Genomic DNA, 14,876 nt, shown 5'->3' on the forward strand with positions numbered 1-14,876 from the left:
TGACTCCTAAGAATCGCTGACTTCCTCCCCGCGAAAGGACCCGCATGCCGCAGTGCTGCATCAACCCCAGCATCCTCTCTGCAGACTTCGTGAACCTCGAAGCCGAGCTGCAAAAAATCAATAACGCAGACTCGGTGCATGTGGACGTGATGGACAACCACTTTGTCCCCAATCTGACCCTTGGGCTGCCTGTTGTGCAGCGGATCCAGGCCGTCAGCCCGATTCCTTTGGACGCGCACTTGATGATTTCCGACGCCGACCGTTGGGCACCGGAATATGCTGACGCCGGCATTGCGTCCGTGACCTTCCATGCCGAGGCATCCATTGCGCCGGTGAAGCTGGCGCGGGAGCTGCGGGCCCGTGGATCGAAGGCCGGCATGGCACTGCGGCCCGCTACTGCCGTGGAACCGTACCTGGACATGCTTCCGGAACTGGACCTGCTGCTGATCATGACCGTGGAACCCGGCTTCGGCGGCCAGGCTTTCCTCGACCTCACCCTGCCCAAGATCCGGCGCGCCCGGGCAGCCATCGACGGCTCCGGCATCGGGGTTGCGCTTCAGGTGGACGGCGGCATCACAGAGGAAACCATCCTCCGCGCCGCGGAGGCTGGGGCCAACGTGTTCGTCGCGGGCTCGGCCGTCTATGGCGCAGCAGATCCGGCAGGGGCCATCGACCGCCTGCGCAAGGCTGGCTCGCTGTAGCCCCCGCTCCTCTGCAGCGTTCTCCTCCCGAACGCGGCCTTCGTTACGCATTCCTTACGCATTGCGTGACGCTGCATGGCAGGGAATACCCGGAGCATGTCCCGGGTTGTGGCAGAATAGCAAGACACAATACGTGCTCCGGGGTCGGTGTAAGTCCGAACCGGCGGTGACAGTCCGCGACCCGCGAGCCGGTGTTTTCCTCGGAAAACCCGGCGGACGGTTGAACTGGTGAAATTCCGGTACCGACAGTTAAAGTCTGGATGAGAGAAGCACGTACGGCTGTATCTGTGGCGTCTACTGACGTCGCAGCATTGCACTGTCGTATACCCCCGGAGCCATCGCGGTTCTAGAGGGAAGGAACGACACATACGCATGGACACTCGAACCGTGCGGCCGGATCCGGCGGTCACCACGTGAGCAGCCGGCCGATCCACGCTTTCACTGCCGCTGAAACCGCCGCAATGGACCACGCCCTTGAAGCTGCCCTGCAGGGCCCTCGAGGCGCCAATCCCCTGGTGGGTGCCGTCGTCGTCGGCCCTGACGGCCGCCATCTGGTGACGGGCTACCACCGCGGCGCCGGAACGGCGCATGCCGAAGCCGATGCGATAGTGGCTGCAATCAGCGCCGGCGTGGACCTCAGTGGCTCCACCATGGTGGTCACTCTGGAACCCTGCAACCACGTGGGACGCACCGGGCCCTGCGCGCAGGCGATCATCGATGCCGGAATAGCCAACGTCGTGTACGCCGTCGACGACCCCCACGACCCTGCAGCCGGCGGTGCCGCCACCCTGCGCGCCGCCGGAGTCACCGTGCGGAGCGGACTGGCTGCGGAACGCGCGCTGGAACTGAACCGGCGCTGGTTCCAGGCAGTCGAGGCCAAGCGCCCCTTCGTGACCCTGCACATTGCGCAGACGCTGGACAGCCGGATCGCCGCCGAAGATGGTACGAGCCAGTGGATCTCCAGCCCGGAATCGCTGGCGGACAACCACGCCATCCGGCGCCGGATCGACGCCATCCTCGTGGGCACCCAGACGGTCTTGGTGGACAATCCGAGGCTCACCGCGAGGGATGCCAACGGCGAGGCCTCGGGCGAACAGCCGCTGCGGGCCGTCATGGGTCTCCGTGACATTCCGGAAGACGCCGCCGTGCGCGGTGACGATGGCAGGACTCTCCATCTGCCCACCCGTGACCCTCACGAGGCGCTGTCCCTGCTGTTCTCCGCGGGCGTACGCCACGTCATGGTGGAGGGCGGGTCCAGGATCCTGAGCGCCTTCCTGGCCGAAGGGCTCGTTGATGAACTGATCGTCTATCTGGCGCCGACGCTGCTGGGATCCGGAACCCCTGCACTCAACGGGCTGGGCATCGGCACCCTCGCCGCTGCCCAGCGCTGGGAATGGGATGCCGCCTCGGGCGGAGCGGTCCAGATGCTGGGCAGGGACCTTCGGCTCCACCTGCTGCCCGAACGGCCGGACGCACCGCATGAAACTTACGCCGCTGCGCCAGCCGCGGCAGAAGAAACCTCAACTGATTCACTACCCGCCCGCGAAGCAGCGGGCACAGCCATGGGAGGCCACTGATGTTCACCGGAATTATTGCCGAGCAGGGGAAGGTCCTGTCCGTGGACCGCAACGGGGACACGAGCGCAACGCTGCGCCTGCACGCCCCCGGCACGGCCGAGGGACTGTCCCTGGGCGGCTCGATCGCCGTCAACGGTGTCTGCCTGACGGCGACCGCGATTGACGGCAAGGACTTCAGCGTCGATGTCATGGGGGAGACCCTTGTCCGCAGCACCGTGGGCGACCTTGCCGCAGGCGACGCCGTCAACCTGGAACGCTGTGTGCCGGCGGGCGGACGGCTCGACGGCCACGTGGTCCAGGGGCACGTGGACGGAGTGGGCGAACTGCTCGAACGCGAAGCCCAGGGCAACTGGGAGCGGCTCCGTTTCGGCGTGCCACAGCGGCTTGCGCGCTACATCGCCGAAAAGGGATCCATCGCGATCGACGGCGTCTCCCTCACTGTCACCGCGGTGAGCCCGGCCGCGGAATCCGCCCCCTGGTTCGAGGTGGGCCTCATCCCGACCACCCTGGCCGACACCGGACTGGGCGCGAAGCCCACTGGCGGACGCGTGAATCTCGAGGTGGACGTGCTGGCAAAGTACACGGAGCGGCTCCTTGCTTTCAGCGGCACCACGGCCAAGACGGAGGACCAGAAATGAGCACGGCAAGACTCGACCCGGCCATCACCGGCACCCTGACGCTCGACCCGATCGAGGAAGCCGTCCGGGCCATGGCGGCAGGCCGGCCAGTGCTGGTGGTTGACAACGAGGACCGCGAAAATGAAGGGGACATCATCTTTGCGGCCCAGCACGCCACCCCTGCCCTGATGGGATGGACCATCCGCTACAGTTCGGGCGTCATCTGTGTTCCGCTCGACGGTCCCCGCGCGGACGCGCTGGACTTGCCGCCCATGGTGGAGGTCAACCAGGACGCAAAGGGCACCGCCTACACTGTCTCCTGCGACGCCGCCACGGGTGTGAGCACCGGAATCTCGGCGACTGACCGGGCGCTGACGGCCAGGGTCCTCGCCGATCCCCGCAGCGAGCCGGCCGCCCTGACCCGGCCCGGGCATATTTTCCCGCTGCGCGCCGTTAAGGGGGGAGTGCGTGAACGCCCCGGCCACACCGAGGCCGCCGTGGACCTGTGCCGGCTTGCCGGCCTGGAACCGGTGGGCGTGATCGCTGAAGTTGTGTACGACGACGGTGAAATGATGCGGTTGGACGGCCTTCGGGTTTTCGCCGCGGAGCACGGTTGCCCCTTGATTTCCATCGAGGATCTCGTGGCCTACCTCGGCACGAACGACCATGTATCTTCACAGGACAACAGTCCGGAAGCGAGTCCGGCTGGAGAAGGGGAAAGACGATGACCGCATCTCAGACAGCGGAGCCCAGCAGCAACGGCAGGGGGCCGCATCCGGTAAGCGGCGGCCCCGTGGTCCAGCTGCCTGGCGCATTTGGGAACTTCGTGACACAGGCGTGGACCGATCTCATCACCGGAGCCGAGCACCTCGCTGTCAGCTCGCCCAACCCTCCCAAGGACGGTAAGGCCCCCCTCGTCCGGCTGCACTCCGAATGCCTCACCGGCGATGTCTTCGGGTCCTACCGCTGCGACTGCGGCGAGCAGCTCGCCTACGCGCTGGAACTGATCGAGGAATACGGCGGAACCCTCCTGTACCTGCGTGGCCAGGAGGGGCGCGGCATTGGCCTCGCCAACAAGATCCGGGCGTATGCCCTCCAGGAAGCCGGTTTTGACACCGTTGAGGCCAACGAACAGCTCGGGCTGCCCGTGGATGCCCGCTGCTACAACGCCGCGGCGCAGATCCTGGCCGAAATGGGACTGCACGAGATCCGGCTGTTGAGCAATAATCCGGACAAGCAGGACCGGCTGGCCAAGGCAGGCGTCAGGGTCGTGGAAATGGTTCCCACCGAGGTGCCCTCCCGGGAACAGAACATCCGCTACCTACAGACCAAGAAGGACCGCATGGACCATCTGCTGACCCTGGATGCCCAGCCGGCAACGGTGCCCGGCAGGGGCACAGACACTTTTGACCACGAACAAGACTGAACGGATCAGGACCACCCTATGAGCGGACACGGCGCACCCCAGATCGACCTCACCACCCTCAACCCGGCAGAGACGTCCCAACTGCGTCTGGCAATTGTGGCAGCAAGCTGGCACACGCAGATCATGGACGGGCTCCTGGACGGCGCACTCCGCGCCGCCAAGGATGCCGGCATCAGCGACCCCACGGTGCTGCGGGTACCCGGGAGCTTCGAGCTGCCGGTTGCCGCTGCTCGGCTGGCTCCGCACTTTGACGCCGTCGTGGCGCTCGGCGTCGTCATCCGTGGTGGCACGCCGCACTTCGACTATGTCTGCCAGGCCGCCACCTCGGGGCTCACAGACGTCAGCGTCAACACCGGCATTCCGGTCGGTTTCGGCGTGCTGACCTGCGATACCGAGCAGCAGGGCCTGGACCGGGCGGGACTGCCCGGCTCATCCGAGGACAAGGGCCACGAAGCGGTCACCGCTGCCCTGGCCACCGCGGTCCTTCTCAAGCAGTACTGATTCGGACGGCTTTTCCGACGACTCGCGATGGGGGCGGGCACACACAGTGTGTGTGCCCGCTCACATACTTGTCGTCATGCAACGGCCCGACAGGCGGCGCCCCCCAGGAGCAAGTAGGCTGTAGGGCGTGAAGAATTTCGAGACGCTGTTCGCAGAACTGAGTGAGAAGGCAGCCACCCGCCCGGAAGGCTCCCGCACCGTCGCCGAATTGGAGTCCGGAATCCACGGCATCGGCAAGAAAGTCGTGGAGGAAGCCGCCGAGGTTTGGATGGCGGCAGAGTACGAATCCGACGAGGCCGCTGCCGAAGAAATCTCGCAGCTCCTGTACCACCTGCAGGTCCTTATGCTGGCCAAGGGACTTACCCTTGAGGACGTCTACAAGCATCTGTAGCCGCGTCCGCGTGGCCCGTTTGCCTGAACTGAAGACTTCCAACCCAGAAAGACCTCCAATGCTGCGAGTAGCTGTACCGAATAAGGGATCCCTGTCCGAAGCCGCCTCCGCGATGCTCGCCGAGGCTGGCTACCACCAGCGCCGCGACACCCGCGAACTGGTCATGGTGGACCCCGACAACGACATCGAGTTCTTCTTCCTCCGGCCGCGCGACATTGCCGTTTACGTGGGGCAGGGAACGCTCGACGTCGGCATCACCGGCCGCGACCTTCTGCTGGACGCCGAGGTGGAAGCAGAGGAACTGCTGCCGCTCGGTTTTGCGGCCTCCACCTTCCGCTTTGCCGGCCCCGTGGGGGATTTCAGCAAGGTCGAAGAGCTCGAGGGCAAGCGCCTCGCCACCAGCTATGACGGGCTGCTCCGGGGCTACCTCGCCGAGCGGGGCATCCAGGCCAAAGTGGTCCGCCTCGACGGCGCAGTCGAGTCCTCCGTCCGCCTCGGTGTGGCCGATGCCATCGCCGACGTCGTCGAAACCGGCAGCACCCTCAAGGCCGCCGGCATGGAGATTTTTGGCGATCCCATCCTCAAGTCAGAAGCCGTTCTGATCCGGCGCACCGGCCGGGGCGGTGCTGCGAACGGCACCGCAAAGGAGATCGAGGTCCTCATCCGCCGGCTGCAGGGCGTCCTTGTGGCGCGCCAGTACGTCCTCATGGATTACGACATCCGCAAGGAGCTCGTGGAACAGGCCGCGGCACTCACCCCCGGGCTGGAGTCACCCACCGTCTCGCCCCTGCGCGATTCGGACTGGGTAGCCGTCCGCTCCATGGTGCCGAAGAAGGAGACCAACCGGATCATGGACGAGCTGTACGACCTCGGGGCCCGGGCCATCCTGGTCAGCAGCATTCACGCCTGCCGGATCTGAGCCGCCTCCCTTCCGGAGGCCCCTTCATTCACGCATTCCGCAGGACAACAGGAGAAGTCATGGCTGTAGCCGTACGCGTTATTCCGTGCCTGGACGTTGACGCCGGCCGGGTGGTCAAGGGCATCAACTTCGAAGGGCTCCGCGACGCCGGGGATCCCGTCGAGCTGGCCCACCGCTACGACAACGCCGGAGCGGACGAGCTCACGTTCCTGGACGTCACCGCCTCTTCGGGCAACAGGGAGACGACGTTCGACGTCGTGCGCCGCACCGCCGAGGAAGTGTTCATCCCGCTGACCGTAGGGGGCGGCGTCCGGGGCGTCGCCGAAGTGGACAAGCTGCTCCGTTACGGCGCGGACAAGGCATCCATCAACACAGCCGCCGTGGCGCGTCCCGACGTCATCGACGAGATCACCCGGCACTTCGGCTCACAGGTGCTCGTGCTGTCCGTGGACGCGCGCCGCACCCGCCCCGGATCTGAACCGACGGCGTCGGGCTTTGAGGTCACCACCCATGGCGGACGCCAAGGCACCGGAATCGATGCCGTGGCCTGGGCGAAGGAAGCTGCCGACCGGGGAGTCGGGGAAATCCTGCTCAACTCGATCGACGCCGACGGCACCAAGGACGGCTTCGACCTGGAGTTGATCCGGCTGGTCCGGGCCGCCGTGCAGGTTCCGATCATCGCCTCCGGCGGTGCCGGCGAGCCGGCACACTTCCCGCCCGCCGTCGCTGCCGGCGCGGACGCCGTGCTGGCCGCCTCCATCTTCCACTGGGGCCCGGACGACATGATGTCGCAGGTTAAAACCGCGATCCGCGAAGCAGGCTTCGAGGTCCGCTGACGGGGTAACTGCTGGTTGAGCAAGACCGGCTGGTTGAGCCGGGCCCACGCTGGTTGAGCTGGTCGAAACCTGATTTCGACAGGCTCAATCAGCGGTAATGCGGCTGCTCAATCAGCGGTAAATGCTAGAGGCCGACTTCGGCGGACTGGAGAAGCGCGACGGCGTCCGGCTGGCCTTCGAAGGTCACGAGGGCATGGCGCGTGCGGCCGTGGGCGTGCATCAGCAGTTCGCCCGGCTCACCCACGATCGCGACAGAAACCGGTGCGCGCTTTGCAACGTGCCGGGGACCTGAGGGGCAAACAAGGACGATGCCGAGGTCCACACCCCGGTAAAGGATGGCTGCACGCTTGATCAATTCGTCCCACAGGGCATCCGAGTATTCTTCGTCGAGGGCCCGGGGTGCCCAACGGTCCACAGCACGCCGGATATCCTCCGTGTGGACGAAGTACTCGATCAGGTTTGAGGTCTGGTCCAGAGCCTTGATCTTCATCGGCGACAGCGCCGGCGGTCCCGCGCGGAAGACATTCACGAGTTTGGTGTAATCCTCGGTTGTCTTGAGTTTCGAAGCCAACCGGGCCGTTGCTTTATCCGAGGCCTTGGACAGGCCCTTGATGATCAGCCCGAGGCCTACGGCTGCCTTACGCTCGCGCAGGTAGAGGTGTGCTGCCAGATCCCTGGTTTTCCAGCCGCGGCAGAGCGTGGGGGAGTCAGGACCGGCCGCCAACAGGGTTTCGGCCAGGACTTCTCGGGACGGATCGACGAAATGCATCACTTGTGAAACTAGCACGTCGCCGGGGGAGTTGCGCAGTGTGTCCGCGCGTCATTTTGTTCCGTTCTTCACACTGATCCAGACACCATGGCGGACTCCCTACTCCAGTGGGCGCCGAGCTCAGGAGAACGCCTTTAACACTGCCGTGAGGAGGCGGCCTGGGTCGCCCAGGCTCCGGTGGATGCCGTGGGAGGCCATCAGTTCCCCGCCAATGACGACGTCGGTCACGTCGCTGGCTGTGGCACTGAACGGGAATTGCTGGGGCACGGACCCTGCGGTGCGCGCGGAGCCGGGGGCCACGGTCATCAGGTCGCAAACAGCACCGATGCGCAAGGCCGCCGACGCGACAGGTGTGGCCATGGAAGACGCCGCCCCGGATGTGGCGGCACGCAGGAGCTCTCCGGGGGAGAACCGGCCCCGTTCACCTGAAACCAGACGCTGTCCGTGTTCCAAGGCCCGCATTTCAACCCACGGATCGATGACGGCGTGTTGGTCTGTGCCCAGGGCGATCGTTGCGCCGGCGTCGGACAGCGCACGGGCCGGGCCGATCCCGTCGGCCAGATCGGCCTCCGTGGTTGGACACATTACGACGGTGGCGCCTGCAGCGCCGAGTAGATGGACGTCCTCCGGTGTCAGGTGAGTGGCGTGGACAACGGAGAGCTGCCTGGTGAGCAATCCGTGCCTGGCCAACAGGCCTGTCGGGGTCACGCCATACGCCTGAAGGCAGGCTTGGTTTTCTGCCGGCTGCTCGCTCACATGGATATGGAGGGGCAAATCGGCGGGAAGCTGCTTGGCGACGATTGCCAAGTCCGGTTCCGGGACACTGCGGACGGAATGCAGGGCAGCCCCCACGCTCACCATATCGGGGGCGAAGTTCTGTGCAATTTCGGCCCTGAGGGAGGCGAGTCTTTCCAGCCAGGCACGGGCATCGGCATCGCCGAACCGCGCCTGTTCCGGGCTGAGCGGCGTATGGATTCCTCCGGCCAGGTAGAGCGTGTCCAAAAGTGTCAGCCGGATCCCCGCGGCGGTCGCGGCCCGGGCCAGCGCCAGTTCCATCGCGTGGCGTTCGGCGTACGGCTTTCCGCCTGGCTCGTGGTGCACATAATGGAACTCGGCGACTGCGCTGTAGCCGGCTACCACCATTTCCGTGAATACAGCCGTAGCAAGCTGTTCATACGTTTCCGGCGTCAGCTCGCCGGCGCTCTTGTACATCTGCTCGCGCCACACCCAAAAATCACCACGGTTGTCATGCGTTCGTCCGCGCAGGATCCGGTGAAAGGCATGGGAGTGGGCATTGGCGGCGGCGGGAAAAGCGACACCCCTGAGCACGTGGCCCCCAGGCCGGGGATCGGTGCCAGCAGAGATGCCGACAATGAGGCCGTTCCGGGTCTCCAATTGCACACGTTCCGCCACGGCCGCAGATTCGCCGTCGACGTTTATCAGGGCCGCGTCGCACCAGAACGCGGTCATAGCGGGCCCTCCGGGACGCCGGCGTGATCAAGCCAAGCAGTACTCCCAAGAACGACAAGTTTCATACCGACATGGAAGCAAAGAACCGGCATTGAACATAGGCATATCCTGCAGAGCGGAGGGTTTGCGCCAGGGTCCGGAGATGGGCACTAGACTTGACCTGATGTCTGAGCAGCCCGCCCCCAGCCCCACTCCCGGTTCGACCCCCGGCACCGCAGCCGGGACCGCCGTCGGCACTGCCGGCAGTGACCCCGTTTCAGGAAGTCCCCTTCCCGCCGAGATCGCCGCCGCGCTGAAGCGGGACAGCGCGGGGCTTGTGGCCGCAATCGTGCAGCAGCACGACACCCACGAGGTGCTCATGCTTGGCTGGATGGACGATGAAGCCCTCAATCGCACCATGACCACCGGCCGGGTGACCTTTTTCTCGCGGTCCCGCCAGGAATACTGGCGCAAGGGGGACACCTCGGGCCATGTGCAGTGGGTCAAATCGGTAGCGCTCGACTGCGACGGCGACGCCCTCCTCGTGCGCGTCGACCAGGTCGGCGCGGCCTGCCACACGGGAACGCGCACGTGTTTCGACGGCCGCAGCCTGGACGTCGTGACCGGAACCGCCGGATAGCAAACGATCCGCTGACCAGGTCCACCGAACCCAGGCCGATCGAAGCAGACTTTATCGAACCAGGCACCACCCAAGAACAGACGGAGAACCAATAGCCATGCAGGACCTCGGAATCATCAGCCCGAGCCTGGAAGAATTCCGGGAACTCGCCGGCCACAGCCGGGTCATCCCCGTCCGGCTCAAAGTGCTGGCCGACGCGGAAACGCCTATCGGCCTCTACCGGAAACTGGCACAGGGCCAGCCGGGCACCTTCCTGATGGAATCGGCGGCAGTCGGCGGCGCCTGGTCCCGGTACTCCTTCATCGGCTCAAAATCCCGCGCCACGCTGACCACCAAGGACGGCCAGGCACACTGGCTCGGCCAGCCACCCGCCGGGGTTCCAGTCGACGGCAATCCGGTGGACGCCATCCGGGACACCGTCGATGCCCTGCGCACGGACCGGTTCGACGGCCTTCCTCCATTCACCTCCGGGCTCGTGGGCTTCCTCGGCTGGGAAACCGTGCGTCACTGGGAGCGGCTGACCAGCCCTCCCGAGGACGATCTGCAGCTGCCCGAAATGGCGCTGAACCTCGTCACGGACATGGCCGTCCACGACAACATGGACGGGACCGTGCTGCTGATCGCCAACGCGATCAACTTCGACAACACCCCCGACCGCGTGGACGAAGCCTGGCAGGACGCCGTCAGCCGCGTGAAGGAACTGCTCGCGCGCATCAGCACTCCGGTGACCCAGCCGGTCTCAGTGTTGGAGCCCGCGGCCCTCGATTTCGCATCGAGTGTCCAGGAACGCTGGGACGAGCCTGCCTACCTCGCCGCCCTCGACCGCGGCAAGGAAGCGATCGTGGACGGGGAAGTCTTCCAGGTGGTGATTTCCCGCCGCTTCGAAATGGAGTGCGGCGCCTCCCCTCTGGACGTCTACCGGGTGCTCCGCAACACGAACCCGAGCCCGTACATGTACATCTTCAGTCTCGAGGACGCCGACGGCCGGGAATACTCGATCGTCGGGTCGTCGCCTGAGGCATTGGTGACAGTCACCGGCGACGACGTCATCACGCACCCCATTGCCGGATCCCGTCCGCGCGGCAAGACCGTGGATGCAGACAAGGCCCTGGCCGAGGAACTCCTTGCCGACCAGAAGGAACGCGCCGAGCACCTGATGCTGGTGGACCTTTCCCGCAACGATCTCTCCAAGGTCTGCGTTGCCGGTTCAGTGGACGTCACGCAGTTCATGGAGGTGGAGCGGTTCAGCCACATCATGCACCTCGTCTCAACAGTCGTCGGTCGGCTCTCTCCCACGGCTAAGGCGTACGACGTCCTGAGAGCAACCTTCCCTGCGGGAACACTTTCCGGCGCGCCGAAGCCCCGCGCCCTGCGCCTCCTTGATGAGCTGGAGCCGCACCGGCGCGGAATCTACGGCGGCGTGGTGGGCTACCTCGACTTCGCCGGCGACATGGACATGGCCATCGCTATCCGCTCGGCGCTGCTGCGCGAAGGCCGGGCCTACGTCCAGGCGGGCGGCGGCATCGTCGCGGACTCCGTCAACCCGACGGAGGCGCTGGAAACGGTGAACAAGGCCGCCGCTCCGCTCCGCGCCGTCCATACCGCGGGCTCGCTCCACAACATCACGCCGGAATCAGTCGCCGCGGCGAATGCCGCAGGCAATAGATCAGGCACTAATCCAGGCACTAAATCCGCCGCGCAATCCGGACCAGAAGCCGGGGCAGAATCCTGATGGCGGTTCCGGCCGGTTCCGCCGCCCAGGCGGCGGCCCGCAGCGGCACTCCCGCGTGGGCGCGGAAGTCCACGCTTGTCCTGCTCATTACCGTGCTGGCCATGGCGGTGTTCGGCGCGACAACCCAGACCTGGCTGACCGTCCACCTGGACCCGCAGCAGCTGGGACAGCCCGGCGCCGCCCAGGACGGACTCCAGGTCCAGGGCAGCAAGGCCGCCACAACCGTGACTGCACTTGCGCTAGTCGCGCTGGCAGGGGGGCTTGCAGCTTCCATCGCCGGCAGGATCGCGCGCTGGATCATCACGGCCATCATCGTTCTTGCGGCCGTCGGGATCATCACCGCCGCCGCGACAGTCCTCGCCGACCCCCTGGCCGCGGCGCAGGGCTCAATTGCGGCCGCCACCGGCGTTGCCGGGAGCACCGCCGAGGTGAGCGTTACGGCGTTCCCGGTCCTCGCCGTCGTCGCCGGTTCACTTCTGGCACTGGGCGGACTGCTGGTCATTCCGGCGGGGCGGCACTGGAAGACGCGGACCAAGTACGACGCCGCGGCAGCCGGAAGCCCTGCCGCCCAGGCCGGCCCGGTGGATGAAATCGACAGCTGGGACCGGCTCTCGCGCGGCGACGATCCGACCTGAGTCTGATGGCGCGAGTTTGAGCAAAACGGCCCGGTAGAACGGCCAGGGGCATGCGGCTGAGCCGCGGATGCCAAAGGCTGCGCCAAAAAATGGCAGAATGTAAGCAGTATTGATCCTGAGGAGATTCACATGAGCAAAGCCACTGTTTCCGGTACCCAGCCCACGGCCGGAAAGACACACCACGGCATCGATCACAGCATTGACCTGGGCCACGGCAACAGCCCGGCTGCCTGGACCTGCGTGATTGTCATGCTGATCGGCGCCCTCATCGCCTCCATCGCGTTTGTCATCGCCAACAGCCCCATCTTCTGGGCGGGCATTGCTGTAATGTTCGTCGGTCTGCTGGCCGGCTTCGTCATGCGCAAGGCCGGCTACGGCGTGGGCGGCAGCAAGCTGAAGAACACCGGCCACTAACCGTGACGGTTCTCGATGACATCAATGCAGGTGTCAGGGAGGACATGGAGGCGCGGAAGCGCCTCGTGTCCCTCACCGAACTGAAGGACCGCGCCCAGGCCGCGGCTCCGGCCCGCGACGCCTGGGCAGCCCTCGGCGGCCCGTCCCCGGACCGGGACCAGCTCAAGGTCATCGCGGAGATCAAGCGCCGCAGCCCCTCCAAGGGCGACCTTGCGGACATCGTGGACCCCGCCGCCCTGGCGGAGCAGTATGCCGACGGCGGCGCCGCCGTGATCAGCGTCCTCACCGAACAGCGCCGCTTCAACGGCTCGCTCGCCGACCTGGATGCGGTCCGGGCGCGCGTGGACGTTCCGTTGCTCCGCAAGGACTTCACCTTGGACGAGTACCAGATCTGGGAAGCCCGTGCCCACGGTGCGGACCTCATCCTTCTGATCGTGGCAGCCCTGTCGGATCAGCAGCTCCGTGAATTCACTGCCCTCAGCCGCGAGCTCGGCATGAACGTGCTGGTGGAGACGCACACCCCGGAGGAGATCGAGCGCGCCGTCGCTGCCGATGCCCGGATCATCGGCGTCAACGTACGCAACCTCAAGACCCTCGACGTCGACCGGTCCCTTTTCGCCTCGCTGGCCGGAAGCATTCCGGCAGGTGCCGTCGTCGTGGCGGAATCGGGCGTGCGGGGAGCCGACGACGTCGCGCACTACGCGGCACACGGCGCCAACGCCATCCTCGTGGGAGAGGCGCTCGTCAGTGACGCCACACCGCGCGAACGCATTGCGGAGTTCACCGCCGCCGGCGCAGCGGCAATCGCTGCCCGCGTCTGAGCACCGCCTTAACCCTTGGCACCATCCCGGCCGGAAGCAGTTGCCGCAGGGCAGCTGCGGACGGGATGCGCCTGACATCAATGAGTGAAAAGTGAACAGGATGGTGAGACTGATGGCCGAAGCGCCGACAGCCGGCTCTGACGAAGGCTCGGTGGATGCATTCCTGCAGGGAGGCCCATCGCTGCGCCACGCCCCGGGACCCTACTTCGGCTCCTATGGGGGCCGATGGATGCCTGAATCACTGATCGCAGCCCTGGATGAACTCGAGGACACGTTCGAGAAGGCCAAGGCCGACCCCGAATTCACCGCCCAGATCGCCGATCTGAACAAGAACTACTCCGGCCGGCCCTCGCTCCTGACCGAGGCCAAGCGGTTCGCCGAGCACGCCGGGGGAGTACGGATCTTCCTCAAGCGCGAGGACTTGAACCACACCGGCTCGCACAAGATCAACAACGTGCTTGGCCAAGCGCTGCTTGCCAAGCGGATGGGCAAGACCCGCGTCATCGCCGAGACCGGTGCCGGCCAGCATGGCGTGGCCAGCGCGACGGCCGCCGCCCTGCTGGGCCTCGAATGCGTTGTCTACATGGGCGCCGAGGACTGCCGCCGCCAGGCCCTGAACGTGGCCCGGATGGAGCTCCTGGGTGCCACCGTGATCCCGGTGACCAACGGCTCGCAGACCCTCAAGGACGCCATCAACGAGGCGCTCCGCGACTGGGTCGCCAATGTCGGTAATACTCACTACCTGCTGGGCACGGCCGCCGGCGCGCACCCGTTCCCGGCCATGGTCCGCTACTTCCATGAGGTCATCGGCGAGGAGGCCCGCGCGCAGATCCTCGAGCAGACCGGGCGCCTGCCGGATGCCGTCTGTGCATGCATCGGCGGCGGTTCCAACGCCATTGGCATCTTCCACGGCTTCCTCGATGACCCGTCCGTGAAGATTTACGGCTTCGAAGCCGGCGGCGACGGCGTGGAGACGGGCCGCCACGCAGCCACCATCACGCTCGGCAGGCCCGGCGTGCTGCACGGTGCCCGCTCGTACCTCATGCAGGACGACGACGGCCAAACTATTGAATCGCACTCCATCTCCGCCGGGCTGGACTACCCCGGCGTTGGCCCGGAGCACTCCTACCTCGCCGACATCGGCCGCGTGAGCTACGAGCCCATCACGGACAGCGAAGCCATGGAAGCCTTCCGGCTCCTGTGCCGCACCGAGGGCATCATTCCCGCCATCGAGTCCTCGCATGCCCTCGCCGGTGCCATCAAGGTGGGCCAGCGGCTGGCCGCTGAAGAAGGAACCGGCTCAGGCGAAGTATCGGACAAGATCGTGATCGTGAACCTGTCCGGCCGGGGCGACAAGGATGTGGCTACAGCAGCCGAGTGGTTCGACCTCCTGGACAAAGATTCCGCAGAGGCCACCATCGGCAAGGAAGGGGAGCAGCTGTGAGCAC

17 protein-coding genes and 1 riboswitch are annotated in these 14,876 nt (G+C 66.0%); of the genes, 15 read left to right on the top strand and 2 right to left on the bottom strand.

The annotated features are described in order from the left end of the window. The first annotated feature begins 44 nt into the window (after nucleotides 1-44). From rpe to hisF, 9 genes are all read left to right on the top strand, one after another. Nucleotides 45-701 (top strand): ribulose-phosphate 3-epimerase, encoded by a 657-nt coding sequence (gene rpe / locus J7E80_RS12525; protein WP_215051974.1) that lies wholly within the window; start codon nucleotides 45-47, stop codon nucleotides 699-701. Nucleotides 702-830: 129 nt separating this feature from the next. Continuing rightward, nucleotides 831-978, top strand: a riboswitch (FMN riboswitch). A gap of 184 nt (nucleotides 979-1,162) precedes the next feature. Then, entirely contained in the window at nucleotides 1,163-2,278 is a 1,116-nt protein-coding gene (gene ribD / locus J7E80_RS12530; RefSeq protein WP_215052169.1) for a bifunctional diaminohydroxyphosphoribosylaminopyrimidine deaminase/5-amino-6-(5-phosphoribosylamino)uracil reductase RibD, read from the top strand. Further along, a complete protein-coding gene (locus tag J7E80_RS12535) occupies nucleotides 2,278-2,916 on the top strand; it encodes a riboflavin synthase (protein WP_215051976.1) in 639 nt (212 codons plus the stop codon). Before ribD ends, J7E80_RS12535 begins: the two co-directional genes overlap by 1 nt. Next, complete coding sequence (ribB, locus tag J7E80_RS12540) at nucleotides 2,913-3,623, top strand: 3,4-dihydroxy-2-butanone-4-phosphate synthase (protein WP_215051978.1); 711 nt, start codon at nucleotides 2,913-2,915, stop codon at nucleotides 3,621-3,623. The genes J7E80_RS12535 and ribB overlap by 4 nt, the downstream gene beginning before the upstream one ends. Further along, a complete protein-coding gene (gene ribA / locus J7E80_RS12545) occupies nucleotides 3,620-4,321 on the top strand; it encodes a GTP cyclohydrolase II (RefSeq protein WP_215051980.1) in 702 nt (233 codons plus the stop codon). Before ribB ends, ribA begins: the two co-directional genes overlap by 4 nt. 18 nt (nucleotides 4,322-4,339) lie before the next feature. Next, entirely contained in the window at nucleotides 4,340-4,822 is a 483-nt protein-coding gene (ribH, locus tag J7E80_RS12550) for a 6,7-dimethyl-8-ribityllumazine synthase (RefSeq protein WP_215051982.1), read from the top strand. 127 nt (nucleotides 4,823-4,949) lie between these two features. Next, nucleotides 4,950-5,213, top strand: a complete 264-nt coding sequence (locus J7E80_RS12555) for a phosphoribosyl-ATP diphosphatase (protein WP_215051983.1) — start codon at nucleotides 4,950-4,952, stop codon at nucleotides 5,211-5,213. 58 nt (nucleotides 5,214-5,271) lie between these two features. Beyond that, entirely contained in the window at nucleotides 5,272-6,132 is an 861-nt protein-coding gene (hisG, locus tag J7E80_RS12560) for an ATP phosphoribosyltransferase (protein WP_215051985.1), read from the top strand. A 59-nt stretch (nucleotides 6,133-6,191) separates the two neighbouring features. Then, nucleotides 6,192-6,968, top strand: a complete 777-nt coding sequence (hisF, locus tag J7E80_RS12565; protein WP_215051987.1) for an imidazole glycerol phosphate synthase subunit HisF — start codon at nucleotides 6,192-6,194, stop codon at nucleotides 6,966-6,968. Between the two features lie 124 nt (nucleotides 6,969-7,092). On the opposite strand, the gene J7E80_RS12570 is transcribed toward hisF, so the two are convergent. Further along, a complete protein-coding gene (locus tag J7E80_RS12570; protein ID WP_215051989.1) occupies nucleotides 7,093-7,737 on the bottom strand; it encodes a TIGR03085 family metal-binding protein in 645 nt (214 codons plus the stop codon). Between the two features lie 120 nt (nucleotides 7,738-7,857). Further along, entirely contained in the window at nucleotides 7,858-9,207 is a 1,350-nt protein-coding gene (locus J7E80_RS12575; RefSeq protein WP_215051991.1) for a formimidoylglutamate deiminase, read from the bottom strand. A gap of 163 nt (nucleotides 9,208-9,370) precedes the next feature. Here J7E80_RS12575 and hisI point away from each other — a divergent pair, with 163 nt between their 5' ends. The 6 genes from hisI (at nucleotide 9,371) to trpB (ending at nucleotide 14,872) form a co-directional block, all read left to right on the top strand. Further along, nucleotides 9,371-9,826, top strand: coding sequence for a phosphoribosyl-AMP cyclohydrolase (gene hisI, locus J7E80_RS12580; protein ID WP_215051993.1), 456 nt, complete (start codon nucleotides 9,371-9,373; stop codon nucleotides 9,824-9,826). 97 nt (nucleotides 9,827-9,923) lie between these two features. Next, nucleotides 9,924-11,558, top strand: coding sequence for an anthranilate synthase component I (locus J7E80_RS12585; protein ID WP_215051995.1), 1,635 nt, complete (start codon nucleotides 9,924-9,926; stop codon nucleotides 11,556-11,558). Then, nucleotides 11,558-12,193, top strand: a complete 636-nt coding sequence (locus J7E80_RS12590) for a Trp biosynthesis-associated membrane protein (RefSeq protein WP_215051997.1) — start codon at nucleotides 11,558-11,560, stop codon at nucleotides 12,191-12,193. Before J7E80_RS12585 ends, J7E80_RS12590 begins: the two co-directional genes overlap by 1 nt. Before the next feature lie 129 nt (nucleotides 12,194-12,322). After that, nucleotides 12,323-12,607, top strand: coding sequence for an HGxxPAAW family protein (locus J7E80_RS12595; RefSeq protein WP_215051999.1), 285 nt, complete (start codon nucleotides 12,323-12,325; stop codon nucleotides 12,605-12,607). A 2-nt stretch (nucleotides 12,608-12,609) separates the two neighbouring features. Then, nucleotides 12,610-13,428, top strand: a complete 819-nt coding sequence (gene trpC, locus J7E80_RS12600) for an indole-3-glycerol phosphate synthase TrpC (RefSeq protein WP_215052000.1) — start codon at nucleotides 12,610-12,612, stop codon at nucleotides 13,426-13,428. A 112-nt stretch (nucleotides 13,429-13,540) separates the two neighbouring features. Then, a complete protein-coding gene (gene trpB / locus J7E80_RS12605) occupies nucleotides 13,541-14,872 on the top strand; it encodes a tryptophan synthase subunit beta (RefSeq protein WP_215052002.1) in 1,332 nt (443 codons plus the stop codon). The last annotated feature ends 4 nt before the right edge of the window (nucleotides 14,873-14,876 follow it).

It is taken from the genome of Arthrobacter sp. ISL-28 (genome assembly GCF_018613875.1).
Classification (GTDB): domain Bacteria; phylum Actinomycetota; class Actinomycetes; order Actinomycetales; family Micrococcaceae; genus Arthrobacter.